This is a genomic window from Enterobacter cloacae complex sp. P47BA (genome assembly GCF_014930485.1).
GTDB lineage: Bacteria > Pseudomonadota > Gammaproteobacteria > Enterobacterales > Enterobacteriaceae > Enterobacter > Enterobacter bugandensis.
The window spans coordinates 55,203-81,268 of the sequence record NZ_JADBRF010000023.1; the positions used below are offsets into that span (position 1 = coordinate 55,203).

General features: G+C 56.6%; 24 protein-coding genes. 19 read left to right on the forward strand and 5 right to left on the reverse strand.

Going from position 1 to position 26,066, the window contains the following annotated elements:
• Positions 1-46 precede the first annotated feature (46 nt).
• The 3 genes from pldB to IM299_RS20190 all read left to right on the forward strand — a co-directional run bounded on the left by pldB (position 47) and on the right by IM299_RS20190 (position 2,847).
• Positions 47-1,039: a lysophospholipase L2 gene (gene pldB / locus IM299_RS20180; RefSeq protein WP_041911835.1), complete on the forward strand. Its 993-nt coding sequence runs from the start codon at positions 47-49 to the stop codon at positions 1,037-1,039.
• A 25-nt stretch (positions 1,040-1,064) separates the two neighbouring features.
• Entirely contained in the window at positions 1,065-1,865 is an 801-nt protein-coding gene (gene yigL / locus IM299_RS20185) for a sugar/pyridoxal phosphate phosphatase YigL (RefSeq protein ID WP_193358008.1), read from the forward strand.
• A gap of 82 nt (positions 1,866-1,947) precedes the next feature.
• On the forward strand, positions 1,948-2,847 hold the full coding sequence (locus IM299_RS20190) for a carboxylate/amino acid/amine transporter (RefSeq protein ID WP_032644934.1): 900 nt from the start codon (positions 1,948-1,950) through the stop codon (positions 2,845-2,847).
• Here IM299_RS20190 and metR read toward each other — a convergent pair.
• Positions 2,735-3,688 carry an HTH-type transcriptional regulator MetR gene (gene metR / locus IM299_RS20195; RefSeq protein ID WP_028014783.1) on the reverse strand — a complete coding sequence of 318 codons (954 nt, stop codon included), beginning with the start codon at positions 3,686-3,688 and terminating at the stop codon, positions 2,735-2,737. The genes IM299_RS20190 and metR overlap by 113 nt on opposite strands.
• 115 nt (positions 3,689-3,803) lie before the next feature.
• Between metR and metE the strand changes: the two genes are divergently transcribed.
• Positions 3,804-6,065 (forward strand): 5-methyltetrahydropteroyltriglutamate--homocysteine S-methyltransferase, encoded by a 2,262-nt coding sequence (metE, locus tag IM299_RS20200; RefSeq protein ID WP_193358009.1) that lies wholly within the window; start codon positions 3,804-3,806, stop codon positions 6,063-6,065.
• A 45-nt stretch (positions 6,066-6,110) separates the two neighbouring features.
• Here metE and IM299_RS20205 read toward each other — a convergent pair whose 3' ends face one another.
• Positions 6,111-6,917, reverse strand: coding sequence for a dienelactone hydrolase family protein (locus IM299_RS20205; RefSeq protein ID WP_193358010.1), 807 nt, complete (start codon positions 6,915-6,917; stop codon positions 6,111-6,113).
• Between the two features lie 255 nt (positions 6,918-7,172).
• Between IM299_RS20205 and udp the strand changes: the two genes are divergently transcribed.
• From udp to tatD, 9 genes are all read left to right on the forward strand, one after another.
• The gene (gene udp / locus IM299_RS20210) at positions 7,173-7,934 is read left to right on the forward strand and encodes a uridine phosphorylase (protein ID WP_003860792.1); all 762 of its coding nucleotides are present in this window, start codon (positions 7,173-7,175) and stop codon (positions 7,932-7,934) included.
• Between the two features lie 139 nt (positions 7,935-8,073).
• Positions 8,074-9,531: a DNA recombination protein RmuC gene (gene rmuC / locus IM299_RS20215; protein ID WP_041911838.1), complete on the forward strand. Its 1,458-nt coding sequence runs from the start codon at positions 8,074-8,076 to the stop codon at positions 9,529-9,531.
• A 66-nt stretch (positions 9,532-9,597) separates the two neighbouring features.
• Positions 9,598-10,353 (forward strand): bifunctional demethylmenaquinone methyltransferase/2-methoxy-6-polyprenyl-1,4-benzoquinol methylase UbiE, encoded by a 756-nt coding sequence (ubiE, locus tag IM299_RS20220; RefSeq protein ID WP_028014779.1) that lies wholly within the window; start codon positions 9,598-9,600, stop codon positions 10,351-10,353.
• Positions 10,354-10,366: 13 nt separating this feature from the next.
• Positions 10,367-10,972, forward strand: coding sequence for a ubiquinone biosynthesis protein UbiJ (gene ubiJ, locus IM299_RS20225; protein WP_028014778.1), 606 nt, complete (start codon positions 10,367-10,369; stop codon positions 10,970-10,972).
• On the forward strand, positions 10,969-12,609 hold the full coding sequence (gene ubiB, locus IM299_RS20230) for a ubiquinone biosynthesis regulatory protein kinase UbiB (RefSeq protein ID WP_028014777.1): 1,641 nt from the start codon (positions 10,969-10,971) through the stop codon (positions 12,607-12,609). The genes ubiJ and ubiB overlap by 4 nt, the downstream gene beginning before the upstream one ends.
• 76 nt (positions 12,610-12,685) lie before the next feature.
• Positions 12,686-12,940: a Sec-independent protein translocase subunit TatA gene (tatA, locus tag IM299_RS20235; protein ID WP_013099238.1), complete on the forward strand. Its 255-nt coding sequence runs from the start codon at positions 12,686-12,688 to the stop codon at positions 12,938-12,940.
• A 3-nt stretch (positions 12,941-12,943) separates the two neighbouring features.
• On the forward strand, positions 12,944-13,486 hold the full coding sequence (tatB, locus tag IM299_RS20240; protein WP_028014776.1) for a Sec-independent protein translocase protein TatB: 543 nt from the start codon (positions 12,944-12,946) through the stop codon (positions 13,484-13,486).
• A gap of 2 nt (positions 13,487-13,488) precedes the next feature.
• Positions 13,489-14,259: a Sec-independent protein translocase subunit TatC gene (gene tatC, locus IM299_RS20245; RefSeq protein WP_028014775.1), complete on the forward strand. Its 771-nt coding sequence runs from the start codon at positions 13,489-13,491 to the stop codon at positions 14,257-14,259.
• 41 nt (positions 14,260-14,300) lie between these two features.
• The gene (gene tatD / locus IM299_RS20250) at positions 14,301-15,083 is read left to right on the forward strand and encodes a 3'-5' ssDNA/RNA exonuclease TatD (RefSeq protein WP_045631327.1); all 783 of its coding nucleotides are present in this window, start codon (positions 14,301-14,303) and stop codon (positions 15,081-15,083) included.
• On the opposite strand, the gene rfaH is transcribed toward tatD, so the two are convergent.
• Complete coding sequence (gene rfaH, locus IM299_RS20255) at positions 15,080-15,571, reverse strand: transcription/translation regulatory transformer protein RfaH (protein ID WP_020882871.1); 492 nt, start codon at positions 15,569-15,571, stop codon at positions 15,080-15,082. The genes tatD and rfaH overlap by 4 nt on opposite strands.
• 170 nt (positions 15,572-15,741) lie before the next feature.
• Here rfaH and ubiD point away from each other — a divergent pair, with 170 nt between their 5' ends.
• On the forward strand, positions 15,742-17,235 hold the full coding sequence (gene ubiD / locus IM299_RS20260) for a 4-hydroxy-3-polyprenylbenzoate decarboxylase (protein WP_028014773.1): 1,494 nt from the start codon (positions 15,742-15,744) through the stop codon (positions 17,233-17,235).
• A gap of 42 nt (positions 17,236-17,277) precedes the next feature.
• A complete protein-coding gene (fre, locus tag IM299_RS20265; protein WP_193358011.1) occupies positions 17,278-17,979 on the forward strand; it encodes an NAD(P)H-flavin reductase in 702 nt (233 codons plus the stop codon).
• Positions 17,980-18,161: 182 nt separating this feature from the next.
• On the opposite strand, the gene fadA is transcribed toward fre, so the two are convergent.
• Both fadA and fadB read right to left on the reverse strand, forming a co-directional pair.
• Positions 18,162-19,325, reverse strand: a complete 1,164-nt coding sequence (fadA, locus tag IM299_RS20270) for an acetyl-CoA C-acyltransferase FadA (protein WP_008501515.1) — start codon at positions 19,323-19,325, stop codon at positions 18,162-18,164.
• Between the two features lie 9 nt (positions 19,326-19,334).
• Positions 19,335-21,524 (reverse strand): fatty acid oxidation complex subunit alpha FadB, encoded by a 2,190-nt coding sequence (gene fadB / locus IM299_RS20275; RefSeq protein WP_045260977.1) that lies wholly within the window; start codon positions 21,522-21,524, stop codon positions 19,335-19,337.
• 190 nt (positions 21,525-21,714) lie between these two features.
• On the opposite strand from fadB, the gene pepQ reads away from it, so the two are divergent.
• From pepQ to hemG, 4 genes are read left to right on the forward strand one after another with little or no spacing between them, the layout of a single operon-like run.
• Positions 21,715-23,046, forward strand: a complete 1,332-nt coding sequence (gene pepQ / locus IM299_RS20280; RefSeq protein WP_028014769.1) for a Xaa-Pro dipeptidase — start codon at positions 21,715-21,717, stop codon at positions 23,044-23,046.
• On the forward strand, positions 23,046-23,660 hold the full coding sequence (locus IM299_RS20285) for an IMPACT family protein (RefSeq protein ID WP_063155602.1): 615 nt from the start codon (positions 23,046-23,048) through the stop codon (positions 23,658-23,660). The genes pepQ and IM299_RS20285 overlap by 1 nt, the downstream gene beginning before the upstream one ends.
• Positions 23,661-23,700: 40 nt before the next feature.
• A complete protein-coding gene (gene trkH, locus IM299_RS20290) occupies positions 23,701-25,152 on the forward strand; it encodes a Trk system potassium transporter TrkH (protein ID WP_048956653.1) in 1,452 nt (483 codons plus the stop codon).
• Between the two features lie 10 nt (positions 25,153-25,162).
• Positions 25,163-25,708 (forward strand): menaquinone-dependent protoporphyrinogen IX dehydrogenase, encoded by a 546-nt coding sequence (gene hemG / locus IM299_RS20295; RefSeq protein WP_041911844.1) that lies wholly within the window; start codon positions 25,163-25,165, stop codon positions 25,706-25,708.
• Positions 25,709-26,066 lie beyond the last annotated feature (358 nt).

Sequence of the window (26,066 nt, forward strand, 5' to 3'; positions counted from 1 at the left end):
TGACGAAAAAAAACGATATTCCCTGGATTACGTGAGTGGAAACCCAATGTTTCAGCAGAAAAAGGACTGGGAAACACGAGAAAACGCGTTTGCTGCTTTCTCAATGGGGCCGCTGACCGATTTCTGGCGGCAGCGTGAGGAAGACGAGTTTACGGGCGTCGGTGGCATCCCGGTGCGCTTCGTTCGCTTCCGCAATGAAAAAAATGACCGGGTGATCGTGGTCTGCCCCGGGCGTATCGAAAGCTACGTTAAATATGCCGAACTGGCCTACGACCTGGTTAACATGGGGTTTGACGTGCTGATCATCGACCACCGTGGGCAGGGGCTGTCCGGACGCATGCTGCCGGATACGCACCGCGGGCATGTGGATCACTTCAGCGATTATGTCGACGATTTTGCCGCGTTCTGGCAGCAGGAAGTTCAGCCCGGCCCCTGGCGCAAGCGGTACATCCTTGCGCACTCCATGGGCGGCGCCATTTCGACGCTGTTTTTGCAGCGGTATGAGCACCAGTGCGACGCCATTGCGCTCACCGCGCCGATGTACGGTATTGTCATTCGTTTTCCCGACTGGATGGTGCGCCATCTTCTCGACTGGGCTGAGGGCCATCAGCGCATTCGTGAAGGCTATGCCATCGGAACCGGACGCTGGCGCGCATTGCCGTTCGCCATCAACGTCTTAACCCACAGTCGTCAGCGCTATCGCCGCAACCTGCGCTTTTATGCCGATGAACCGCGCTTGCGCGTCGGCGGCCCGACCTGGCACTGGGTGCGTGAGGGTATTCTGGCCGGTGAGCAGGTGTTGGCAGGCGTAGGCGATGATGACACGCCGACGCTTCTGATTCAGGCGGAAGAAGAGCGTGTGGTGGATAACCGCATGCATGACCGCTATTGTGAACTGCGCGCTGCCGCCGGTCACCCTTGTGAAGGGGGTAAACCGCTGGTCATCAACGGCGCGTACCATGAGATCCTTTTTGAAAAGGACGCTATGCGCTCAGTCGCGCTTAACGCCATCGTCGAGTTTTTCGACCGGCATAACTGATTTTCTATTGAGGTTAAATTTTCCTATGTACCAGGTTGTTGCATCTGATTTAGATGGCACGCTGCTTTCCCCTGACCACACCCTGTCGCCTTACGCGAAAGAGACCCTGAAGCTTCTGACCGCCCGGGGCGTGAACTTTGTGTTTGCCACCGGCCGCCACCACGTCGACGTGGGGCAGATCCGCGATAATCTTGAGATCAAATCGTACATGATCACCTCCAACGGTGCGCGCGTGCATGATACCGACGGCAACCTGATCTTTACCCACAACCTGGATCGCGATATTGCCGCCGATCTGTTCAGCGTGGTGCACAACAACCCGGCTATCGTTACGAACGTTTACCGCGACGACGACTGGTTCATGAACCGCCACCGCCCGGATGAGATGCGTTTCTTCAAGGAAGCCGTATTCAACTACTCCCTCTACGAGCCGGGCCTGCTGGAGCCGGAAGGGATCAGCAAGGTGTTCTTCACCTGCGACAGCCACGAAGAGCTGCTCCCGCTGGAACAGGCGATCAACGCCCGCTGGGGCGATCGCGTCAACGTCAGCTTCTCAACCCTGACCTGTCTGGAAGTGATGGCGGGAGGTGTCTCCAAAGGGCACGCGCTGGAAGCGGTCGCGAAACGTCTGGGCTTCGCGCTTAAAGACTGTATCGCCTTTGGCGACGGCATGAACGACGCCGAGATGCTCTCTATGGCGGGCAAAGGCTGCATCATGGAAAACGCGCACCAGCGCCTGAAGGATCTGCATCCGGAGCTGGAGGTCATCGGCACCAACGCAGACAACGCAGTACCGAAATACCTGCGCAAACTGTTCCTTGAATAATCGTCACTCGGTTGTTTATTGTTCAGTTGTCAACTAAAGAGTTCGCTACAATGCCTGTCCTTCTTTCTGAGAGACAAGCATTGTGGCGCTACTCATTATCACCACTATCCTGTGGGCCTTCTCCTTTAGCCTGATTGGCGAATACCTTGCCGGTTCGGTCGACAGCTACTTCTCGGTGCTAATGCGCGTGGGGCTGGCGGCGCTGGTGTTTCTGCCGTTCCTGCGCACGCGCGGGCAATCGCTGAAAACCATTCTGCTGTACATGCTGGTGGGGGCGATGCAGCTTGGCATCATGTATCTGTTCAGCTTCCGGGCTTACGTCTACCTGTCCGTCTCCGAATTCCTGCTCTTTACCGTGCTGACGCCGCTCTATATCACCCTGATCTACGACCTGCTCAGCAGGCGCCGTCTGCGCTGGGGATATCTGCTAAGCGCCGCGCTGGCGGTTATTGGCGCGGCGATCATTCGCTACGACAAAGTTAGCGATCACTTCTGGACAGGGCTGATGTTCGTCCAGCTTGCCAACATCAGCTTTGCCATTGGTATGGTGGGCTACAAGCGCCTGATGGAAACCCGCCCGATGCCGCAGCACAACGCGTTTGCGTGGTTCTATATGGGTGCGGCGATCGTCGCGGTGGCGGCGTGGTTTATGCTCGGCAACCCGCAAAAGCTGCCGACCACCACCGTGCAGTGGAGCGTTCTGGTCTGGCTGGGCGTGGTGGCGTCGGGGCTGGGGTACTTTATGTGGAACTACGGCGCTACGCAGGTAGACGCCGGTACGCTGGGGATCATGAACAACGTGCACGTCCCGGCGGGGCTGCTGGTGAACCTTGCCATCTGGCAGGAACAGCCGCACTGGCCGAGCTTCCTTATTGGGGGGGCGGTGATCCTGGCTTCACTGTGGGTCCATCGCCGCTGGGTCGCTCCGCGCTCCGCACAAACGGAAGATGGTCGCACGCGTGGTTCCGCGCTGAGCGAATAAACGCCTCCGTAACCGGCTGACGCTGCTCGCCATCGCGCACGGCGGCGTACAACCGGCTCCACAGTCCTTCCCCCAGGGTTTTGGTGACCACCAGACCCTGGCGTTCAAAGCTCTCAACCACCCAGTGCGGCAGCGCCGCGATACCCATGCTGGCCGCCACCATCTGGATCAGCAGCAGGGTGTTATCCACGCTTTTCAGTTGAGGGCTGATGCCTGCCGGCTGCAGAAAATGACGCCAGATATCCAGGCGGCTGCGCTGAACCGGGTAAATCAGCAGCGTTTCTGTCGCCAGATCTTCCGGCGTAATGCGCGTTTTGGCCGCCAGCGGATGGTCCGGCGCCAGCACCAGACGCACCTCAAAATCAAACATCGGCGAATAGTGCAGGCCGCTGCGCGGCAGGATGTCGGACGTCATCACCAGATCCAGCTCGCCCTGCTGGAGCGAGGGCTGCGGGTCAAAGGTCACGCCGGATTTAAAGTCCATCTCCACCTGCGGCCACTTCTGGCGGAAGTTCTCAAGCGCGGGGGTCAGCCACTGAATACAGCTGTGGCACTCAATGGCGATCCGCAGTTTGGTCTGCTGCGGCTCGTTACACGCCTGCAGCGCACTGGCGATCTGCGGCAGTACCTGATTCGCCAGTTGAAGAAGAATTTCACCCTGCGGCGTAAAGCGCAAAGGCTGGCTCTTACGCACAAAAAGACGAAATCCGAGGCGTTGTTCCAGATCGCTGAACTGGTGAGAAAGGGCGGACTGGGTCTGGTGCAGCGTGGCCGCTGCCGCCGCTAGCGAACCGCAATTCCGCAACGCTTGTAGCGTTTTCAGGTGTTTAATCTCGATCATGAAAGTCCTTCACTCCGCCATGAACATTTTGCGCTTGAGGAATATACAGTACCTGCCAATTATAGATGTGTAAACATCTGGACGTCTAAATAACAAATTTCACAAGGGGCATACCATGACAATCCGCACTCACACTCTCGGTTTTCCTCGCGTTGGCCTGCGTCGCGAGCTGAAAAAAGCGCAAGAAAGCTACTGGGCGGGCAACGCCACCCGTGAAGAACTCCTGGCGGTGGGGCGGGAGCTGCGCGCCCGTCACTGGGATCAGCAAAAACAGGCGGGTATTGACCTGCTGCCTGTGGGCGATTTCGCCTGGTACGACCATGTTCTGACGACCAGCCTGCTGCTGGGCAACGTGCCGGCTCGTCATCAGAACAAAGATGGATCGGTGGATATCGACACCCTGTTCCGCATCGGCCGTGGCCGCGCGCCAACGGGTGAGCCAGCGGCAGCGGCGGAAATGACCAAGTGGTTTAACACCAACTATCACTATATGGTGCCGGAGTTCGTCAAAGGTCAGCAGTTTACGCTGACCTGGACGCAGCTTCTGGACGAAGTGGATGAAGCGCTGGCGCTGGGCCACCAGGTGAAGCCCGTATTGCTGGGGCCGGTAACCTACCTGTGGCTGGGTAAAGTGAAGGGCGAACAATTTGACCGCCTCAGCCTGCTGAACGATATTCTGCCGGTCTATAAGCAGGTGCTGATTGAGCTGGGCAAGCGCGGCATTCAGTGGGTGCAAATCGACGAACCCGCGCTGGTGCTGGAGCTGCCGCAGGAGTGGCTCGATGCCTTCAAACCGGCGTATGACGCGCTCACCGGACAGGTGAAGCTGCTGCTGACCACCTATTTCGAGGGCGTGACGCCGAACCTCGACACTATCACCGCGCTGCCGGTTCAGGGCCTGCACGTTGACCTGGTTCACGGTAAGGACGATGTCGCAGAGCTGCACGAGCGCGTGCCTGAGGAGTGGTTACTCTCCGCCGGTCTGGTCAACGGCCGTAACGTCTGGCGCGCCGATCTGACCGAGAAATACGCCCAAATTAAAGACATCGTCGGCAAACGCGAGCTATGGGTGGCTTCATCCTGCTCGCTGCTGCACAGTCCGATCGATCTGAGCGTGGAGACCCGTCTCGACCCTGAAGTGAAAAGCTGGTTTGCCTTCGCCCTGCAAAAATGTGAAGAGCTGGCACTGCTGCGCGACGCGCTCAACAGCGGCGACACGGCGGCGATTACCGACTGGAGCGCACCGATTCAGGCGCGTCGTCACTCGGCTCGCGTGCACAACCCGGCGGTAGAAAAACGTCTGGCGGCCATCACCGCCGGGGACAGCCAGCGTCAGAGCCCGTACGAGGTACGTGCCGAAGCCCAGCGCGCCCGCTTCAACCTGCCCGCATGGCCGACCACGACCATCGGTTCATTCCCGCAAACTACCGAGATCCGCGGCCTGCGTCTGGACTTCAAAAAGGGCAATTTGGATGCGAATCACTACCGCACCGGCATTGCGGAACACATCAAGCAGGCGATTATCGAGCAGGAACGCCTCGGGCTGGACGTGCTGGTGCACGGTGAAGCCGAGCGTAACGACATGGTGGAATATTTCGGTGAGCACCTGGACGGCTTCGTCTTTACCCAGAACGGCTGGGTACAGAGCTACGGCTCCCGCTGCGTGAAGCCGCCGGTGGTCATTGGCGACGTCAGCCGCCCGGAACCGATCACGGTGGAGTGGGCGAAGTACGCCCAGTCCCTGACCGACAAGCCGGTAAAAGGCATGCTGACCGGCCCGGTGACCATCCTCTGCTGGTCGTTCCCGCGCGAAGACGTGACCCGTGAAACCATCGCCAAACAGATCGCCCTGGCGCTGCGTGATGAAGTGGCGGATCTGGAAGCCGCAGGCATAGGCATCATCCAGATTGACGAACCGGCCCTGCGCGAAAGTTTACCGCTGCGCCGCAGCGACTGGGATGCTTACCTGCAGTGGGGCGTGGAAGCGTTCCGCATCAACGCCGCAGTGGCGAAGGACGACACCCAGATCCACACCCATATGTGTTACTGCGAATTTAACGACATCATGGATTCGATTGCCGCGCTGGATGCAGACGTGATCACCATCGAGACCTCGCGTTCAGACATGGAGCTGCTGGAGTCGTTTGAAGAGTTCGACTACCCGAACGAAATTGGGCCGGGCGTGTACGACATTCACTCCCCGAACGTGCCGAGCGTGGAGTGGATTGAGGCGCTGCTTAAAAAAGCCGCTCAGCGTATCCCGGCAGAACGCCTGTGGGTAAACCCGGACTGCGGCCTGAAAACCCGCGGCTGGCCGGAGACGCGTGCGGCGCTCGCCAACATGGTGAAGGCGGCGCAGAACTTACGTCAGGCTTGATGACGCGCAGGCCCGGTAAGGCGCAGCCGCCACCGGGCTTTTTTTTTATGCTTTCTTCCCGCCGTACTGGCTAAACCATGCCAGCATTCTCTGCCAGCCATCTTTAGCGGATTCCGTGTGATAGCTCGGACGATAATCGGCATTAAACGCGTGTCCGGCATCGGGATACACCACGATTTCGGCCTTCGCGTTCGCCGCCCGCAGCGCGTGGCGCATCGTCTCGACGGTATCAAGCGGAATGCCGGTATCCTGGCCGCCATATAGCCCTAACACCGGGGCATTGAGATCGGTAGCGATATCAACCGGATGCTTCGGTGAGTTCAGCGTCTTTTCGCCCACCAGTTTGCCGTACCAGGCAACGGCGGCTTTCAGCTGCGGGTTATGCGCGGCATACAGCCAGCTAATGCGTCCACCCCAGCAGAAACCGGTGACCATTAAGCGGTGCGGGTCGCCGCCGTTGCGCGCCGCCCAGCTGGCGACGTGGTCGAGGTCTGCCAGCACCTGCGCGTCCGGCACTTTGCTGACCAGGTTGCTGAACAGCGTCGGGATATCACTGTAGTCATTCGGATCGCCCTGACGGAAGTAGAGCTCTGGCGCAACGGCCAGATAACCCTCCAGCGCCAGGCGGCGGCAGAGGTCGCGAATATGTTCGTGAACGCCGAAAATCTCCTGAACCACAATCACGATGGGCAGCGGGCCGTCTGCTGACTTTGGCCGCGCGTGCCAGGCAGGCATATTTTCTCCCTGAGAGGGGATGGAGGTCTCGCCTGCCGTAATGGCCTCTTCTGAGGTTGAGACGATAGTTGAAGCATGCGGAGCCGCAGCAGGTGCAAATCCGGTTTTTTCAGTCATGGCATTCTCCGTACCAATGAGTTAGCGCAAAGGTAAATATAGACACCAGGTTAACAACTCACAGTGCCTTAAACGGTCTATCTTTTGTGCAGCACCTGACGATATAACTTGTTAATGTGATGTGAATCACTTTTTGATGGAAATTCAATGCAATCATTTTCATTCATGGTGAGATGCGTCACGAAATTATGCTTACCGCTTCTGTAAAGTACCGTTTTACTTCTTCTGACTAACCGACCCACAGAGGAGTCACCTATGTCTAAGTCTGATGTTTTTCATCTCGGCCTCACTAAAAACGATTTACAAGGGGCTACGCTCGCTATCGTCCCTGGCGACCCAGAGCGTGTGGAAAAGATCGCCGCGCTGATGGATAAGCCGGTCAAGCTGGCTGCCCATCGTGAATTCACCACCTGGCGTGCAGAGCTGGATGGCAAAGCGGTGATTGTGTGCTCTACCGGTATCGGTGGCCCGTCTACCTCTATCGCCGTGGAAGAGCTGGCGCAGCTGGGCATTCGTACTTTCCTGCGTATCGGCACCACCGGCGCGATTCAGCCGCACATTAACGTGGGCGACGTGCTGGTGACGACCGCTTCCGTGCGTCTGGACGGCGCAAGCCTGCACTTTGCACCGATGGAATTCCCGGCAGTGGCTGACTTCGAGTGCACCACCGCGCTGGTTGAAGCGGCGAAATCCGTGGGCGCAACCACTCACGTGGGCGTAACTGCCTCTTCTGATACCTTCTATCCGGGCCAGGAGCGTTACGACACCTTCTCAGGCCGCGTGGTGAGCCGCTTCAAAGGCTCAATGGAAGAGTGGCAGTCTATGGGCGTGATGAACTACGAGATGGAATCCGCAACGCTGCTGACCATGTGCGCAAGCCAGGGTCTGCGTGCCGGTATGGTGGCGGGCGTTATCGTCAACCGTACCCAGCAGGAGATCCCGAACGCCGAAACCATGAAGCAGACAGAAAGTCACGCGGTGAAAATCGTGGTTGAAGCGGCTCGCCGCCTGATCTAGTCCTCCTCTCTGAGATAAAAGGCCGACGCGTTCGGCCTTTATTTTTTGCGTAGCGCCTCGCAGGAAAACCCTTTCAAACTGGACGTTTATACAGCACAATCTTATTTTGTGCGGGTAATACGTTGATGCAGGGGGCATTGTGGATATCTCAATCCTGATTTATGCGGTAATTGCGCTGGCGGGCGTGGCGATAGGCTGGCTGATATCCAGCTATCAGCATGCACAGCAGAAGGCCGAGCAGTTGGCTGAACGCGAAGAGATCGTCGCCGATTTAAGCGCCGCAAAACAGCAGCTTGCCCTAAGCGACCACTGGCGCGACGAGTGTGAACTGCTCAATAACGAACTGCGTAACCTGCGTGATATCAACACCTCGCTGGAGGCCGATCTCCGCGAAGTGACTACCCGCCTTGAATCCACCCAGCTGCATGCCGAAGACAAAATCCGCCAGATGATCAACAGCGAGCAGCGCCTCAGCGAACAGTTCGAGAACCTCGCCAACCGCATTTTCGAACACAGCAACCGCCGCGTTGATGAGCAAAATCGCCAGAGCCTGAACAGCCTGCTGACGCCGCTGCGCGAACAGCTGGACGGCTTTCGCCGTCAGGTACAGGACAGCTTTGGTCAGGAAGCCCGCGAACGCCACACGCTGGCGCATGAGATCCGCAATCTTCAACAGCTGAATGCCCAGATGGCGCAGGAAGCGGTCAACCTGACGCGGGCGCTGAAAGGCGATAACAAAACCCAGGGTAACTGGGGGGAAGTGGTGCTCACCCGCGTGCTGGAGGCCTCTGGCCTGCGGGAAGGGTATGAATACGAAACGCAGGTGAGTATCGAAAACGATGCCCGCTCGCGCATGCAGCCGGATGTGATTGTGCGTCTGCCGCAGGGCAAAGATGTGGTCATTGACGCCAAAATGACGCTGGTGGCCTATGAGCGCTACTTCAACGCTGAAGATGACTATACGCGCGAATCGGCGCTGCAGGAGCACATTGCCTCCGTGCGTAACCATATTCGCCTGCTGGGTAGAAAGGATTATCAGCAACTGCCGGGGCTGCGCTCGCTGGACTACGTGCTGATGTTTATCCCGGTCGAACCCGCGTTTTTGCTGGCGCTCGACAGACAGCCTGAACTGATCACCGAAGCGCTGAAAAATAACATTATGCTGGTCAGCCCCACCACGCTGCTGGTGGCCTTACGCACCATTGCGAACCTGTGGCGCTATGAGCACCAGAGCCGTAACGCGCAGCAGATTGCCGACCGCGCCAGCAAGCTGTACGACAAAATGCGCCTCTTCGTGGACGACATGTCCTCCGTCGGGCAAAGCCTGGATCGTGCGCAGGATAACTACCGCCAGGCGATGAAAAAGCTCTCCTCCGGGCGTGGCAACCTGCTTGCGCAGGCTGAAGCATTCCGCAGCCTGGGAGTGGAGGTTAAACGCGAGATTAATCCGGAATTGGTCGAACAGGCGACAGCCCAGGACGAAGAGTTCCGACTGCGTGAGGGCGGGGATGAACAAAATTCACCCAGCCAGGACAACGATTTAGCGCCGGATTTATCGCCAGACGAGCAGCCAGCGCGTTTCTTTCGCGGTGGTTGAATCGTAGGGCAATTGCGCCCAATCTGTTACACTTCACGAACATTTGACTGATTAGCAGGCTCTGAAATGGTTGACGATTCACAAGACACGACGCACTTTGGCTTTCAGACTGTAGCCAAAGCGCAGAAAGCTGACATGGTGGCCCACGTATTTCATTCCGTGGCGGCGAAGTACGATGTGATGAATGACTTGATGTCGTTCGGCATTCATCGCTTGTGGAAGCGCTTCACCATCGACTGCAGCGGTGTGCGTCGTGGACAAACGGTTCTCGATCTGGCTGGCGGTACGGGCGATCTGACGGCGAAATTCTCCCGTCTGGTGGGCGAAACCGGTCGCGTTGTACTGGCTGATATTAATGACTCCATGCTTAAAATGGGACGCGAAAAGCTGCGTAACATCGGCGTGGTGGGTAACGTGGAATACGTGCAGGCCAACGCCGAAGCGCTGCCCTTCCCGGACAATACTTTTGACTGCATCACGATTTCCTTCGGTCTGCGTAACGTCACCGATAAAGAAAAAGCGCTGCGCTCCATGTACCGCGTGCTGAAGCCGGGTGGACGCCTGCTGGTGCTCGAGTTCTCTAAACCGATTATCGACCCGCTGAGCAAAGCCTACGACGCATATTCCTTCCACGTGCTGCCGCGTATTGGCGAACTGGTGGCAAACGACGCGGAAAGCTATCGCTATCTGGCGGAATCAATTCGCATGCATCCGGATCAGGATACCTTAAAAGCCATGATGCAGGATGCGGAATTTGAGAACGTTGAGTACTTCAACATGACGGCGGGTGTCGTCGCGCTGCATCGCGGTTACAAATTCTGAGTGGAGGTGTCCCGTGCCCTTTAAACCCTTAGTCACCGCAGGCATCGAGAATGTGCTGAATGCCTTCCTGTATCGCGCTCCGGCGCTGAAAGCCGCACGTCAGCGGCTAAACGGGAAGGTACTGCGCATTGTGTTAAAAGAGTTCTCGACGCCGCTCGTGCTGGTTTTCAGCGAACGTCAGCTTGACGTTCTGGGTGAGTGGGAAGGTGAAGCTGATTGCTCGGTCATTACCCATATGAGCGTGCTGCCAAAACTGCGCGATCGCCAGCAATTAACGGCGCTTATCCGCAGCGGTGAGCTGGAAGTGGAAGGCGACATCCAGGTCGTGCAGAACTTCGTTGCGCTCAGCGATCTGGCTGAGTTTGACCCGGCAGAGCTGCTGGCGCCTTTTATTGGCGACATCGCCGCTGAAGGGATCGGGAAAGTTATTCATGGCGGCACGGCGTTCCTGCGCAAAAATCTGCAACGCCAACAGCGTTATGCCGCAGAAGTACTGACCGAGGAGTGGCGCATGGCGCCCGGGCCGCTGGAAGTTGCGTGGTTCGCAGAAGAGACGGCCGCGGTTGAACGTGCGGTTGATGCCCTAAGCAAACGGCTGGAAAAACTGGAGGGCAAATGACGCCTGGTGAAATTCGGCGCCTCTATTTTATCATCCACACCTTTTTGAGTTACGGGCTCGACGAGCTCATCCCCAAAATGCGTATCACGCTGCCGCTCAGGATCTGGCGGCGGACGCTGTTCTGGATGCCAAATCGCCATAAAGGTCAGCCGCTGGGTGAACGCCTGCGTCTGGCGCTGCAGGAGCTCGGCCCGGTATGGATTAAGTTCGGACAGATGCTCTCAACTCGCCGCGATCTCTTCCCGCCGCACATTGCCGATGAACTGGCGATGCTGCAGGACCGTGTCGCCCCGTTTGACGGGGTGAGAGCGAAGAAACAGATCGAGGAGGCGATGGGTAACCTTCCCGTTGAAACCTGGTTTGACGATTTCGAAATAGAACCGCTGGCGTCGGCTTCTATCGCTCAGGTGCACACTGCGCGTCTGAAAGAGAACGGCAAAGAGGTGGTGATCAAGGTGATCCGCCCGGATATCCTGCCGATTATCAAAGCCGACATGAAGCTAATTTATCGTCTGGCGCGTTGGGTTCCGCGTCTGCTGCCGGACGGCCGTCGACTGCGCCCGATGGAAGTGGTGCGGGAATATGAAAAAACGCTGATTGATGAGCTTAATCTGCTGCGTGAATCGGCAAACGCCATTCAGCTGCGCCGCAATTTTGAAAACAGCCCGATGCTGTACGTGCCTGAAGTCTATTCTGACTATTGCAGCCAGAACATGATGGTCATGGAGCGCATCTACGGTATTCCGGTTTCGGATGTGGTGGCCCTGGAGAAGCAGGGAACGAACATGAAGCTGCTGGCCGAACGTGGCGTGCAGGTCTTCTTTACTCAGGTATTCCGCGACAGTTTTTTCCATGCGGACATGCATCCGGGCAATATCTTCGTGAGCTATGAGCATCCTGAGGATCCGAAATACATCGGTATCGACTGCGGAATTGTGGGCTCGCTGAATAAAGAAGATAAACGTTATCTGGCTGAGAACTTCATCGCCTTCTTCAACCGCGACTACCGTAAGGTGGCCGAGCTGCATGTGGATTCCGGCTGGGTTCCGCCAGACACCAACGTCGAAGAGTTCGAGTTTGCTATCCGTACCGTTTGCGAACCGATTTTTGAAAAACCGCTGGCAGAGATCTCTTTTGGACACGTGCTGTTAAACCTGTTCAATACGGCCCGCCGCTTTAATATGGAAGTTCAGCCACAGTTAGTTTTACTTCAGAAAACATTACTTTACGTTGAGGGTGTAGGTCGACAACTCTATCCTCAGTTAGACTTGTGGAAGACGGCTAAACCTTTCCTGGAATCCTGGATTAAGGATCAGGTTGGCCTTCCAGCGCTGGTGCGTTCGCTGAAAGAGAAAGGACCGTTCTGGATCGAAAAAATGCCTGAAATTCCTGAACTGGTTTACGACAGTTTGCGTCAGAGCAAGAATCTTCAGCACAGCATGGATAAAATCGCCCGCGAGCTTCAGTCCAGCCGTGTGCGCCAGGGACAGTCACGCTACCTCTTTGGCATTGGCGCAACGCTGCTGCTGAGCGGTACGTTGCTGCTGATCAACCGTCCTGACTGGCAGATGATGCCCGCCTGGCTGATGGCTGGCGGGGTTGTTGTCTGGCTTGCAGGATGGAGAAAAACGCGCTGAGTTTGCATCGCCATCGACAGGTCGCATACGTATAATGCGACCTGACCAATTAATCATCTATCCCTGAGGAATATGTATGGGTGGTATCAGTATCTGGCAATTAGTCATTATTGCCGTCATCGTTGTGCTGCTGTTTGGCACCAAAAAGCTCGGTTCTATTGGTTCCGATCTGGGCGCGTCTATCAAAGGCTTCAAGAAAGCAATGAGCGATGATGAGAGCAAGCAGGATAAAACCAGCCAGGACGCTGACTTTACTGCTAAATCCATCTCCGATAAGCAGGAAGATGCCAAAAAGGAAGACGCTAAACGCCACGATAAAGAGCAGGTGTAAGTCGTGTTCGACATTGGTTTTAGTGAGCTGCTGCTGGTCTTTGTGATTGGTCTGATCGTGCTGGGACCGCAGCGTCTGCCGGTAGCGGTGAAAACCGTTGTGGGCTGGGTTCGAGCGCTAAGATCGCTGGCTTCGACCGTTCAGAACGAGCTGGCGCAGGAACTTAAGCTGCAGGAGTTTCAGGAAAGCCTGAAAAAGGTTGAGAAGGCGAGCATGGATAACCTGACGCCGGAACTGAAAGCCTCAATGGATGAGTTGCGCGAAGCGGCGGAATCCATGAAGCGCTCTTACAGCGTTAACGATCCTGAAAAAGCGAGCGATGAAGCGAACACTATTCATAACCCGGTGGTGAAGGACAGCGAAGCGCAGCGTGAGGGCGTGACGCCAGCCAGTGCGGAGCACCAGGCCGCAGCGCCTGAACAAACGCCGCAGGAAACTGAACTGAAAAAACAGGCGCAGCCGGAAGAGCCGGTTGTAAAAGCGGCTGAAGCGAAACCCGCCGCGCCCGTTTCCGAATCATCCCCCTCGTCGAGTGATAAAGCGTAACCATGGCAGTAGATGATACTCAACCGCTTATTACGCACCTGATTGAGCTGCGTAAGCGCCTGTTAAACTGCATTATTGCGGTATTCCTCATATTCCTGTGCCTGGTCTATTTCGCCAACGATATTTATCAGGTGGTTTCTGCGCCGCTGATCAAGCAGATGCCGCTGGGGGCAACGATGATTGCAACAGACGTTGCATCACCGTTTTTCACCCCGATTAAGCTCACCTTCTGGGTGTCGTTGATTGCGTCTGCACCCGTCATCCTTTATCAGGTATGGGCATTTGTGGCGCCAGCACTGTACAGGCACGAACGTAAACTGGTGATCCCGCTGCTGGTCTCCAGTTCGCTGCTGTTCTATATCGGCATGGCGTTTGCCTACTTCGTTGTCTTCCCGCTGGCCTTTGGTTTCCTGACGCATACCGCGCCGGAAGGGGTTCAGGTATCGACGGATATCGCCAGCTACCTCAGCTTTGTGATGGCGCTGTTTATGGCGTTCGGTGTGGCGTTTGAAGTGCCGGTGGCCATTGTGCTGCTCTGCTGGGTTGGGGTAACCACCCCTGATGACCTGCGTAAGAAGCGTCCCTATATTCTGGTGGGCGCCTTCGTAGTCGGCATGCTGCTGACGCCGCCGGACGTCTTCTCACAAACGCTGCTGGCAATACCGATGTACTGCCTGTTTGAGGTTGGCGTATTCTTCTCGCGTTTCTACGTGGGAAAAGGACGCCGGTCGGACGATGAAGACGATGCGTCCGAAAAGACCACTGAAGAGTAAAACCAGCCGCCCGTCAGGGCGGTTGTTCTATGGGGAATCGCATGTTTGATATCGGACTCAACCTGACCAGCTCGCAGTTTGCGAAAGATCGTGACGAGGTGGTTGCGCGTGCTTTTGAGGCTGGCGTAAAAGGGCTGCTCCTGACCGGGACCAACCTGCATGAGAGCGAGCAGGCGCTGCTGTTGGCGCAACGCTATCAACACTGCTGGTCAACCGCCGGCGTCCACCCTCATGACAGCAGCCAGTGGACGGCTGAGAGCGCAGAAACCCTGCGCACGCTGGCAAAAACGGCAGAGGTGGTGGCTATTGGCGAGTGCGGGCTCGATTTTAACCGCAACTTCTCCACGCCTGAAGAACAGGAAAAGGCGTTCACTGCCCAGCTTGCGCTGGCGGCAGAGCTTCAAATGCCCGTCTTTATGCACTGTCGCGATGCGCATGAACGTTTTCTCGCACTGCTGGACCCGTGGCTGGATAAACTGCCCGGCGCAGTGCTCCACTGCTTCACCGGGTCTCGCCAGGAAGCGCTGGATTGCCTGAACCGCGGTTTGTATCTGGGGATCACCGGTTGGGTGTGTGATGAGCGCCGCGGGCTTGAGCTTCGCGAGCTGCTGCCGATAATCCCGGCAGACCGTTTGCTTCTTGAAACCGATGCGCCATACCTGCTGCCGCGAGATATGAAGCCCAAACCGGCATCGCGGCGAAACGAGCCCGCCTTGCTGGGGCACATTGTTGAGCGCGTAGCGCACTGGCGCGGAGAGGATCCGCACTGGCTTTCCGCGCAGACGGATGACAACGTGCGTCGCCTGTTCGGGATAAACGTTTAAACTTTGCGGAAGTCGGTGTTTTTCACGCTCTGCAGCACCTGCTTGTTCAGCAGATTGAGCAACAGCATGGAGCGCGCTTCACCGTCCGGCTCGGCGAAAATCGCCTGCAGGCCTTCGAATGCGCCTTCGGTAATGACGACGCTATCGCCCGCGTAAGGGGTTTCCGGGTCGGTGATCCCTTCAGGCTGTTGATAAACAGACAGCTGATGAATGACGGTCGACGGAACGGTTGCCGGGTGGGCACCAAAACGAACGAAGTGGCTGACGCCGCGCGTTGCGCTGATGGTAGTGGTGTGGATCACCTCAGGGTCGAACTCCACGAACAGATAGTTCGGGAATAAAGGCTCACTGACGGTTGTGCGCTTCCCGCGCTGCATTTTTTCAAGCGTGATCACGGGTGTCAGACAATTTACAGACTGACGTTCAAGATGTTCCTGCGCGCGCTGAAGTTGCCCGCGTTTGCAATACAGTAAATACCAGGCCTGCATAATCACTCTTTCCCTTAGTTCGGGGCGCAAGCATATCAAAACCCTGGAGGGATCGCTAAGTTGATTATAATGGGGGAAATTCGAACACAGCGGATAAGTTCACGCTAATTTAACAAAATTACAGCATCAAGCAGGCTTACGCCGTATAATGAAGCGCTTACAGAGAGGCCATGACTAACTGCATGAAATACCACGATCTCCGCGACTTCCTGACGCTGCTGGAAAAGCAGGGTGAACTGAAACGCATTACACTTCCTGTTGATCCTTATCTGGAAATGACAGAAATTGCTGACCGCACCCTGCGTGCCGGTGGCCCTGCATTACTGTTTGAAAATCCAAAAGGTTACTCAATGCCGGTGCTGTGCAACCTGTTTGGCACCCCGCGTCGTGTCGCGCTGGGAATGGGGCAGGAAGACGTTACCGCGCTGCGTGAAGTGGGGAAACTGCTGGCATTTCTGAAAGAGCCTGAGCCACCGAAAGGTTTCCGCGATCTGTTCGATAAGCTGCCGCAGTTTAAGCAGGTGTTGAACATGCCCACCAAACGCCTGCGCGGCGCGCCGTGTCAGCAGAAAGTGCTGGAAGGCGATGCGGTGGATCTCACCAAAATCCCTATCATGCAGTGCTGGCCTGAAGATGCTGCGCCGCTGATAACCTGGGGCCTCACCGTGACGCGCGGACCGCATAAAGAGCGGCAAAACCTCGGTATTTATCGCCAGCAGCTGATTGGCAAGAATAAGCTCATCATGCGCTGGCTGTCGCACCGCGGCGGCGCGCTGGATTTCCAGGAGTGGTGTGCTGCACATCCGGGTGAACGGTTCCCGGTGTCTGTCGCGTTAGGTGCCGATCCGGCCACCATTCTGGGGGCGGTCACGCCCGTACCGGATACGCTCTCTGAATATGCGTTTGCTGGCCTGCTGCGCGGGACTAAAACCGAGGTCGTGAAGTGTATCTCCAACGATCTCGAAGTGCCGGCCAGCGCCGAAATTGTGCTGGAAGGTTACATTGAGCAGGGTGAAATGGCGCCAGAAGGCCCATACGGCGACCACACCGGCTATTACAACGAAGTGGATAACTTCCCGGTGTTTACCGTCACGCATGTTACTCAGCGTGAAGATGCGATTTATCACTCCACTTATACTGGCCGCCCACCGGATGAACCGGCGGTGCTCGGCGTGGCGCTGAACGAAGTATTTGTGCCGATCCTGCAAAAGCAGTTCCCGGAAATCGTTGATTTTTATCTGCCGCCTGAAGGATGCTCATATCGCATGGCGGTGGTCACGATGAAGAAGCAGTATCCCGGACATGCTAAACGCGTGATGATGGGCGTATGGTCTTTCCTGCGCCAGTTTATGTATACCAAATTTGTTATTGTCTGCGATGATGACGTTAACGCCCGTGACTGGAACGATGTTATCTGGGCGATAACCACGCGAATGGATCCTGCGCGTGATACGGTGTTAGTCGAAAATACGCCGATAGATTATCTGGATTTTGCCTCGCCGGTTTCCGGTCTTGGCTCAAAGATGGGACTGGATGCCACAAATAAATGGCCTGGCGAAACCGACCGTGAATGGGGTCGCCCGATCAAAAAAGATCCTGCTGTGACCGCGCGAATTGACGCGATCTGGGACGAACTGGCCATAATGAATAACGGTAAACCCTGAGCTGACCGTTAAGCCCTATAGACTTCCCGACAGAGAGAGCGAATGACAACCTTAAGCTGTAAAGTGACGTCGGTAGATGCTATTACCGACACCGTATATCGCGTCCGTTTGGTTCCTGAAGCGGCATTCTCATTCCGTGCCGGCCAGTACCTGATGGTGGTGATGGATGAGCGTGATAAGCGTCCTTTCTCTATGGCCTCTACGCCAGCAGAGCAGGAATTTATTGAGCTGCATATTGGTGCGTCTGAGCTTAACCTGTACGCGATGGCCGTGATGGACCGCATCCTGAAAGAGCGTGAGATTGTGGTCGACATTCCTCACGGCGACGCGTGGTTGCGTGATGACGAAGACCGTCCGCTGATTCTGATCGCGGGCGGTACGGGCTTCTCCTATGTGCGCTCTATTCTGTTGACCGCGTTGGCGCGTAATCCAGACCGTGACATCACCATCTACTGGGGCGGCCGCGAAGAGAAGCACCTGTACGACCTGTCTGAACTGAAAGCGCTGAGCGTTAACCATCCTAACCTGCGCATTGAGCCAGTGGTCGAGCAGCCGGAAGAGGGCTGGCGTGGACGTAGCGGGACGGTGCTGACGGCGGTACTGCAGGATCACGGCACGCTGGCGGGACATGATATCTACATTGCAGGCCGTTTCGAGATGGCGAAAATTGCCCGCGACCTGTTCTGTAACGAACGCGATGCACGTGAAGATCGCCTGTTTGGCGATGCGTTTGCCTTCATTTAAATAAAAAACCCGCCCCTGACAGGCGGGAAGAACGGCAACTAAACTGTCTCTCTTCGCCAATGACGCCATAACTGCGTTGGCTGCGCTCGTTCACCCGAATCACTTACTAATGTAAGCTCATCGGGATTCTCTCGCTTGCCGCCTTGTTCTGACGTCATTGGCTTTGAGATACTTTTCCTTACTTACACTCTCTCAAACACCGTCGCGATACCCTGACCCAGGCCGATACACATCGTTGCCAGACCAAACTGGGCATCTTTGCGTTCCATCAGGTTAATCAGCGTCGTGCTGATACGCGCCCCGGAACAGCCCAGCGGGTGACCGAGGGCGATCGCGCCGCCGTTGAGGTTAATCTTCTCGTCGATCTGCTCCATCAGCCCCAGATCTTTAATGCACGGCAGGATCTGCGCGGCAAACGCTTCGTTCATCTCGAACAGATCGATATCGCTGGCAGTTAAGCCCGCTTTTTTCAGCGCCAGCTTCGAGGCCGGAACCGGGCCGTAACCCATGATTGAAGGATCGCAGCCCACCACCGCCATCGAACGCACGCGAGCGCGTGGCGTCAGGCCCAATTCGCGGGCGCGGCTTTCGCTCATTACCAGCATCGCGGCGGCACCGTCGGACAGCGCCGACGACGTCCCTGCCGTTACCGTACCGGTGACCGGATCAAATGCCGGACGCAGGGTAGAAAGCGCTTCGACCGTCGTTTCCGGACGAATGACTTCGTCGTAGCTGAACTGCTTCAGTACGCCGTCTGCATCATGGCCCCCGGTCGGGATGATCTCATTCTTGAAGGCACCGGACTGCGTGGCGGCCCAGGCGCGGGCGTGAGAGCGCGCGGCAAAAGCATCCTGCATTTCACGACTGATGCCGTGCAGGCGGGAGAGCATCTCGGCGGTCAGGCCCATCATGCCTGCGGCTTTCGCCACGTTGCGGCTCATGCCCGGATGGAAATCGACCCCGTGGCTCATCGGCACATGGCCCATGTGTTCAACGCCGCCGACCAGACAGGCCTGCGCATCGCCGGTCATGATCATGCGCGCCGCGTCGTGCAGGGCCTGCATCGACGAACCGCACAGGCGGTTGACGGTGACCGCCGGAACCGAATGCGGGATCTCCGCCAGCAGCGACGCGTTGCGGGCGATGTTGAAGCCCTGCTCCAGCGTTTGCTGCACGCAGCCCCAGTAGATATCGTCGAGCGCTGCTGGGTCCAGCGCCGGGTTACGCGCCAGCAGGCTACGCATCAGGTGCGCGGAGAGATCTTCCGCGCGCACGTTACGGAACGCACCGCCTTTTGAACGGCCCATCGGGGTGCGAATCGCATCAACAATGACAACCTTTTCCATTGTGACTCCTTAAGCCGTTTTCAGCGCGCCAACCGGACGGGCTGGCTCAACTGCTGGATAGTAGGGTTCGTTATGGCGCGCTTTGTTACGCAGCCCTTCCGGCACTTCATAAAGCGGGCCGAGGTGCTGATACTGCTGCGCCATATCGAGATAGCGGGCGCTGCCGAGCGTATCCAGCCAGCGGAACGCGCCGCCGTGGAACGGAGGGAAGCCCAGGCCGTATACCAACGCCATATCCGCTTCTGCCGGGCTGGCAATAATGCCTTCTTCCAGGCAACGGACCACTTCGTTGATCATCGGAATCATCATGCGGGCAATAATTTCGTCGTCGGTGAAGTCGCGTTTCGGCTGGCATACGTCGGCCAACAGGCCATCCACCGCCGCATCTTCTTCTTTCTTCGGTTTGCCTTTGCTGTCTTCTTTATAACGCCAGAAGCCCAGGCCGTTTTTCTGTCCGAAGCGGTTGGCGTCAAAGAGGGCGTCAATGGCATCGCGATAATCTTTCTGCATGCGCTGCGGGAAGCCCGCCGCCATGACGGCCTGCGCGTGGTGGGCGGTATCAATGCCGACGACGTCCAGCAGATACGCCGGGCCCATCGGCCAGCCGAACTGTTTTTCCATTACTTTGTCGATTTTGCGGAAGTCCGCGCCGTCGCGCAGCAGCTGGCTGAAGCCGGCGAAGTACGGGAACAGCACGCGGTTCACAAAGAAACCTGGGCAGTCATTAACGACGATCGGCGTTTTACCCATCTTGCTTGCCCACGCCACGACTTTAGCGATGGTTTCGTCAGAGGTTTTTTCTCCACGGATCACTTCGACCAGTGGCATACGGTGTACCGGGTTGAAGAAGTGCATTCCGCAGAAGTTTTCCGGACGCTTCAGCACGCTCGCCAGTTCGCTGATGGGGATGGTGGAGGTGTTTGAGGCCAGGACGGCGTCCGGGCGAACCTTGTCTTCCGTTTCCGCCAGCACCGCTTTTTTGACTTTCGGGTTCTCAACGACCGCTTCAACCACCACGTCCACACGATCGAAACCGCTGTATTCCAGCACAGGCTGGATGGTTGAGATCACGCCTGCGAGCTTCAGCCCGTCAATTTTTCCGCGCTCAAGCTGTTTATTCAGCAGCTTGGCGGCTTCGGTCATGCCCAGCGTCAGAGATTTCTCGTTGATGTCTTTCATCACTACCGGCACGCCTTTCCAGGCCGACTGGTAAGCGATGCCGCCGCCCATAATACCGGCGCCGAGTACCGCCGCGTGTTTTGGCGTCTCAACGTTTTTGGTCAGCTGTTTGGCTTTGCCTTTCACGAACTGATCGTTGAGGAAGATGCCAACCAGCGCGCGGGCTTCATTGGTGTGCGCCAGCGGAACAAAGCTCTGGTTTTCCAGTTTCAGGGCTTCGTCGCGGCCAAAGCGGGCTGCCGCTTCAATGGTTTTCACCGCCGTGATTGGCGCCGGGTAGTGTTTACCCGCCGTCTGCATCACCATGCCTTTGGCGATGGTGAAGCTCATGGTGGCTTCAATCTTGCTGAGCTTTAACGGCTCCAGCTTCGGCTGACGTTTGGCCTTCCAGTCGAGGTCGCCGTTAATCGCCTGACGCAGAATGGCGAGTGCGCCTTCAACCAGCTTCTCTGGTTTCACGACGCCGTCGACCAGGCCGATTTTCTGCGCCTGTTCTGCACCCACGTCTTTACCGGCGGCAATGATTTCCAGGGCGCTGTCGGCGCCCAGCATGCGCGGCATACGCACGGAACCGCCAAAGCCCGGCATGATGCCCAGCTTGGTTTCCGGCAGGCCGATACGCAGGTCCGGCGTCGCCAGACGGTAGTCGGTCGCCAGCACGCACTCGCAGCCGCCGCCCAGCGCGTAGCCGTTCACGGCAGAGATCGTTGGAACAGGCAGATCTTCCAGACGATTAAAGACGCTGTTGGCAAAGTGCAGCCACTGGCTCAGCTGTTCTTCCGGAACCTGGAACAGCGAAAGGAATTCGGTGATATCGGCACCGACGATAAAGGCCGCTTTGTTCGAACGCAGCAGCAGCCCTTTTAATTCAGATTGCTTTTCAAGTACTTCCAGCGCCTGGCCAAGACTGGCCACCGTCGCGGTATCAAGCTTATTCACTGAGCCGGGGGCATCGAACACCAGTTCGGCAATGCCATCTTCCAGCCAGTTGAGGTACAGGGTGTCGCCTTTGTAAAGCATGTCAGTCTCCTGAATCCAGCAAGTGGATCTGGTCATACCAGATGAGACGGAGTGTGGAATTTATGTTAATAAAATGCAAATTACTCATTAAGAAATTGCTGCGTTGATCACGGTCGGTGGAAATCACGCAGCCGGAGTGAGGTGTGCTAAGATGCGATGACTTGAGGTCAAAAAAACGAAAGGAAGAATGATGGACTCACTGGCTTCGCTTTATAAAAATCATATCGTTACCCTACAGGAACGTACCCGCGATGTACTGGCCCGCTTCAAGCTGGATGCTCTTCTGATCCACTCCGGCGAGCTGATGAATACTTTTCTTGATGACCACGCCTATCCGTTTAAGGTTAACCCGCAGTTTAAAGCCTGGGTGCCGGTGACACAGGTTCCGAATTGCTGGCTTCTGGTGGACGGCGTGAACAAGCCGAAACTGTGGTTCTACCTGCCGGTTGATTACTGGCACAACGTCGAACCGCTGCCGACCTCTTTCTGGACCGAAGAAATTGAGGTGATCGCCCTGCCAAAAGCGGACGGCATTGGCAGCCAGCTGCCAGCGGCGCGCGGCAACATCGGCTACATTGGCCCTGTGCCTGAACGTGCGCTCGGTCTGGATATTCCGGCTGACAAACTCAATCCGAAAGGCGTGCTGGATTACCTGCACTATTACCGCGCGTATAAAACCGACTATGAACTCTACTGCATGCGTGAAGCGCAAAAAACGGCGGTGAATGGCCACCGCGCCGCGCACGAAGCGTTCCAGTCAGGCATGAGCGAGTTCGATATCAACCTGGCCTACCTGACCGCAACCGGTCATCGTGACACCGACGTACCGTACAGCAACATCGTCGCGCTGAATGAGCATGCGTCTGTTCTCCACTACACCAAACTGGATCATCAGGTTCCGTCTGAGATGCGCAGCTTCCTCCTGGACGCAGGCGCAGAGTACAACGGCTATGCGGCCGATCTGACCCGCACCTGGGCGGCGAACGCGGATACCGATTTTGCGCAGCTTATTAAGGACGTAAACGACGAACAGCTGGCGTTGATTGGCACCATGAAGGCCGGAACCAGCTACGTGGATTACCACATCCAGTTCCATCAGCGCATTGCCAAACTGCTGCGTAAGCATCAGATTGTGAAAGACATGAGTGAAGAGGCGATGGTCGAAAACGACCTGACCGGACCATTCATGCCGCACGGTATCGGCCACCCGCTGGGCCTGCAGGTTCACGACGTTGCGGGCTTCATGCAGGATGATACCGGTACGCACCTGGCGGCACCGTCTAAATATCCTTACCTGCGCTGCACCCGTATTCTTGAGCCGCGCATGGTATTGACCATCGAGCCGGGGATCTACTTTATTGAATCCCTGCTGGCGCCGTGGCGTGAAGGGCAGTTCAGCAAGCACTTCAACTGGGAAAAAATCGACGCGCTGAAACCGTTTGGCGGCATTCGTATCGAAGATAACGTGGTGGTTCACGAGAACGGTATTGAGAATATGACGCGAGACCTGAAGCTGGCCTGATGGAAAGCTGGCTGATACCGGCTGAACCGGTCACCTTTGTTGAGGAAATCAAGAAAAGCCGCTTTATTACGCTGCTGGCGCACACCGACGGCGTAGAGGCGGCGAAAGCGTTTGTCGAGTCCGTTCGCGCGGAGCACCCTGACGCACGTCACCACTGCGTGGCGTGGGTAGCAGGGCCGCCGGACGATTCGCAACAGCTCGGTTTTTCCGACGACGGTGAACCGGCGGGCACTGCCGGTAAACCCATGCTCTCCCAGCTGATGGGCAGCGGCGTGGGTGAAATTACCGCCGTGGTGGTGCGCTACTACGGCGGCATCCTGTTGGGCACGGGCGGGCTGGTTAAAGCGTATGGCGGTGGAGTGCAGCAGGCACTGAATATCCTGACGACCATCCGCAAAACGCCGCTCACCGAATATACTTTATTGTGCGATTACGCTCAGCTATCGGGCATTGAAACACTGCTCAAACAATTTAACGGCGTGATTGCGCACAGTGATTACCAGGCAATGGTGCAATTACGCGTGGCGCTTCCTCAGGCAGAACTGGCTGCTTTTTCAGCAAAACTGGCTGATTTCAGTCGCGGTTCGTTGCAATTGCTGCCGATTGAAGAATAATCCCCACCTCACTTTTTGAATACCAAAGGAAGCGGCAGAGATGCATTTTCGTGCCATAACCCGAATCGTTGGACTGCTGGTCATACTTTTTTCCGGGACGATGATTCTCCCTGGACTGGTGGCACTTATCTACCGGGACGGTGCGGGGCGTGCGTTTACCCAGACATTTTTTGTCGCGCTGGCGATTGGCTCGCTGCTCTGGTGGCCAAACCGTCGTGAGAAAGGCGAGCTGAAATCTCGCGAAGGGTTTCTGATCGTTGTGCTGTTCTGGACGGTGCTGGGAAGCGTCGGTTCGCTCCCGTTTATCTTCTCTGAACAGCCCAATCTGAGCATCACGGATGCCTTTTTTGAATCGTTTTCTGGTTTAACGACCACCGGTGCGACGACGCTGGTGGGGCTGGATTCGTTACCCCACGCTATTCTCTTTTATCGCCAGATGCTGCAGTGGTTCGGCGGTATGGGGATCATCGTCCTGGCAGTGGCCATCCTGCCGATTCTGGGCGTCGGGGGGATGCAGCTGTACAGGGCTGAAATGCCGGGGCCGCTGAAAGACAACAAGATGCGTCCGCGTATTGCCGAGACGGCGAAAACCCTGTGGCTGATTTATGTTCTGCTGACGGTAGCCTGCGCGCTGGCGCTATGGTTTGCCGGGATGCCTGCCTTCGATGCTATCGGGCACAGCTTCGCGACGATTGCCATTGGCGGGTTCTCCACTCACGATGCCAGCGTGGGGTACTTCGACAGCCCAACGATTAACACCATCATTGCGATTTTCCTGCTGATCTCCGGCTGTAACTACGGCCTGCACTTCTCTTTACTGAGCGGACGTAGTCTGAAGGTGTACTGGCGCGATCCTGAGTTTCGCATGTTCATTGGCGTCCAGCTTACCCTGGTCGTCATCTGTACCCTGGTGCTGTGGTTCCATGATGTTTACAACTCGGCGCTGACCACGCTCAATCAGGCGTTTTTCCAGGTGGTGTCGATGGCGACGACCGCCGGGTTTACCACGGACAGCATCGCGCGCTGGCCGCTGTTCCTGCCGGTACTTCTGCTGTGCTCCGCGTTTATCGGCGGCTGCGCCGGGTCGACGGGCGGTGGTTTGAAGGTGATTCGTATTCTGCTGCTGTTCAAGCAGGGGAACCGTGAGCTGAAACGCCTGGTCCACCCGAATGCGGTCTACAGCATTAAGCTGGGGAACCGCGCGCTGCCGGAACGTATACTCGAAGCGGTGTGGGGGTTCTTCTCGGCGTATGCGCTGGTCTTTATCGTCAGCATGCTGGCGATCATCGCGACGGGAGTGGATGATTTCTCCGCCTTTGCGTCCGTCGTCGCAACACTGAACAACCTCGGGCCTGGGCTGGGGGTTGTGGCGGATAACTTTGCCAGCATGAACCCGGTTGCGAAATGGATCCTTATTGCCAATATGCTGTTTGGTCGTCTTGAGGTCTTTACGCTGCTGGTGCTGTTCACCCCAACATTCTGGCGCGAATAAGGAGCCGTTGATGAAAACACTGATTCTTTTCTCTACGCGAGACGGACAAACGCGTGAGATTGCCGCTTATCTGGCGTCGGAATTAAAAGAGCTGGGCATTTACTCAGATGTGGTGAACCTGAATCGCGCAGAGCAGATTGCCTGGCAGGAGTACGATCGCGTGGTGATTGGCGCCTCCATTCGTTACGGACACTTCCATCCGGCGCTGGATCGCTTTGTGAAAAAGCATACGGCGGTACTCAACACATTGCCGGGCGCGTTTTACTCGGTCAATCTGGTTGCCCGTAAAGCTGAGAAGCGTACGCCGCAGACCAACAGCTACACGCGCAAGTTTTTGCTCGGCTCGCCGTGGCAGCCAGACCTGTGCGCCGTCTTTGCCGGTGCGCTGCGCTATCCTCGCTACCGCTGGTATGACCGCTTCATGATCCGCCTGATAATGAAGATGACGGGTGGCGAAACCGATACGCGTAAAGAAGTGGTTTATACCGACTGGTCGCAGGTGGCCAGTTTTGCGCGGGAAATTGCCCATTTAGCGGGCGATTCGCGACTTAAATAAGCGTTAAGTTTGAAAAGTGAGCGAACGAAAAGTTTTTTGTATTTTGTGCTTGTCACTTCAGAATAACTCCCTATAATGCGCCTCCACTGACACGGAACAACGGCACACACGCCGCCGGGTCAGCAGAGAACAGCGAAAATAATCGCTTGACTCTGAAGCGGGAAAGCGTAATATGCACACCCCGCGCCGCAGCGAAAACGAAGCGGCACTGCTCTTTAACAATTTATCAGACAATCTGTGTGGGCACTCAAAGTGACATGGATTCTTAACGTCGCAAGACGAAAAATGAATACCAAGTCTCTGAGTGAACATACGTAATTCATTACGAAGTTTAATTCACGAGCATCAAACTTAAATT

Coding starts and splice junctions, on each gene's coding strand:
- pldB (WP_041911835.1), top strand. CDS start 47: ATGTTTCAGCAGAAAAAGGACTGGGAAACACGAGAAAACGCGTTTGCT.
- yigL (WP_193358008.1), top strand. CDS start 1,065: ATGTACCAGGTTGTTGCATCTGATTTAGATGGCACGCTGCTTTCCCCT.
- metR (WP_028014783.1), bottom strand. CDS start 3,688: ATGATCGAGATTAAACACCTGAAAACGCTACAAGCGTTGCGGAATTGC.
- metE (WP_193358009.1), top strand. CDS start 3,804: ATGACAATCCGCACTCACACTCTCGGTTTTCCTCGCGTTGGCCTGCGT.
- IM299_RS20205 (WP_193358010.1), bottom strand. CDS start 6,917: ATGACTGAAAAAACCGGATTTGCACCTGCTGCGGCTCCGCATGCTTCA.
- udp (WP_003860792.1), top strand. CDS start 7,173: ATGTCTAAGTCTGATGTTTTTCATCTCGGCCTCACTAAAAACGATTTA.
- ubiE (WP_028014779.1), top strand. CDS start 9,598: ATGGTTGACGATTCACAAGACACGACGCACTTTGGCTTTCAGACTGTA.
- ubiB (WP_028014777.1), top strand. CDS start 10,969: ATGACGCCTGGTGAAATTCGGCGCCTCTATTTTATCATCCACACCTTT.
- tatA (WP_013099238.1), top strand. CDS start 12,686: ATGGGTGGTATCAGTATCTGGCAATTAGTCATTATTGCCGTCATCGTT.
- tatC (WP_028014775.1), top strand. CDS start 13,489: ATGGCAGTAGATGATACTCAACCGCTTATTACGCACCTGATTGAGCTG.
- tatD (WP_045631327.1), top strand. CDS start 14,301: ATGTTTGATATCGGACTCAACCTGACCAGCTCGCAGTTTGCGAAAGAT.
- rfaH (WP_020882871.1), bottom strand. CDS start 15,571: ATGCAGGCCTGGTATTTACTGTATTGCAAACGCGGGCAACTTCAGCGC.
- ubiD (WP_028014773.1), top strand. CDS start 15,742: ATGACTAACTGCATGAAATACCACGATCTCCGCGACTTCCTGACGCTG.
- fre (WP_193358011.1), top strand. CDS start 17,278: ATGACAACCTTAAGCTGTAAAGTGACGTCGGTAGATGCTATTACCGAC.
- fadA (WP_008501515.1), bottom strand. CDS start 19,325: ATGGAAAAGGTTGTCATTGTTGATGCGATTCGCACCCCGATGGGCCGT.
- fadB (WP_045260977.1), bottom strand. CDS start 21,524: ATGCTTTACAAAGGCGACACCCTGTACCTCAACTGGCTGGAAGATGGC.
- pepQ (WP_028014769.1), top strand. CDS start 21,715: ATGGACTCACTGGCTTCGCTTTATAAAAATCATATCGTTACCCTACAG.
- IM299_RS20285 (WP_063155602.1), top strand. CDS start 23,046: ATGGAAAGCTGGCTGATACCGGCTGAACCGGTCACCTTTGTTGAGGAA.
- trkH (WP_048956653.1), top strand. CDS start 23,701: ATGCATTTTCGTGCCATAACCCGAATCGTTGGACTGCTGGTCATACTT.
- hemG (WP_041911844.1), top strand. CDS start 25,163: ATGAAAACACTGATTCTTTTCTCTACGCGAGACGGACAAACGCGTGAG.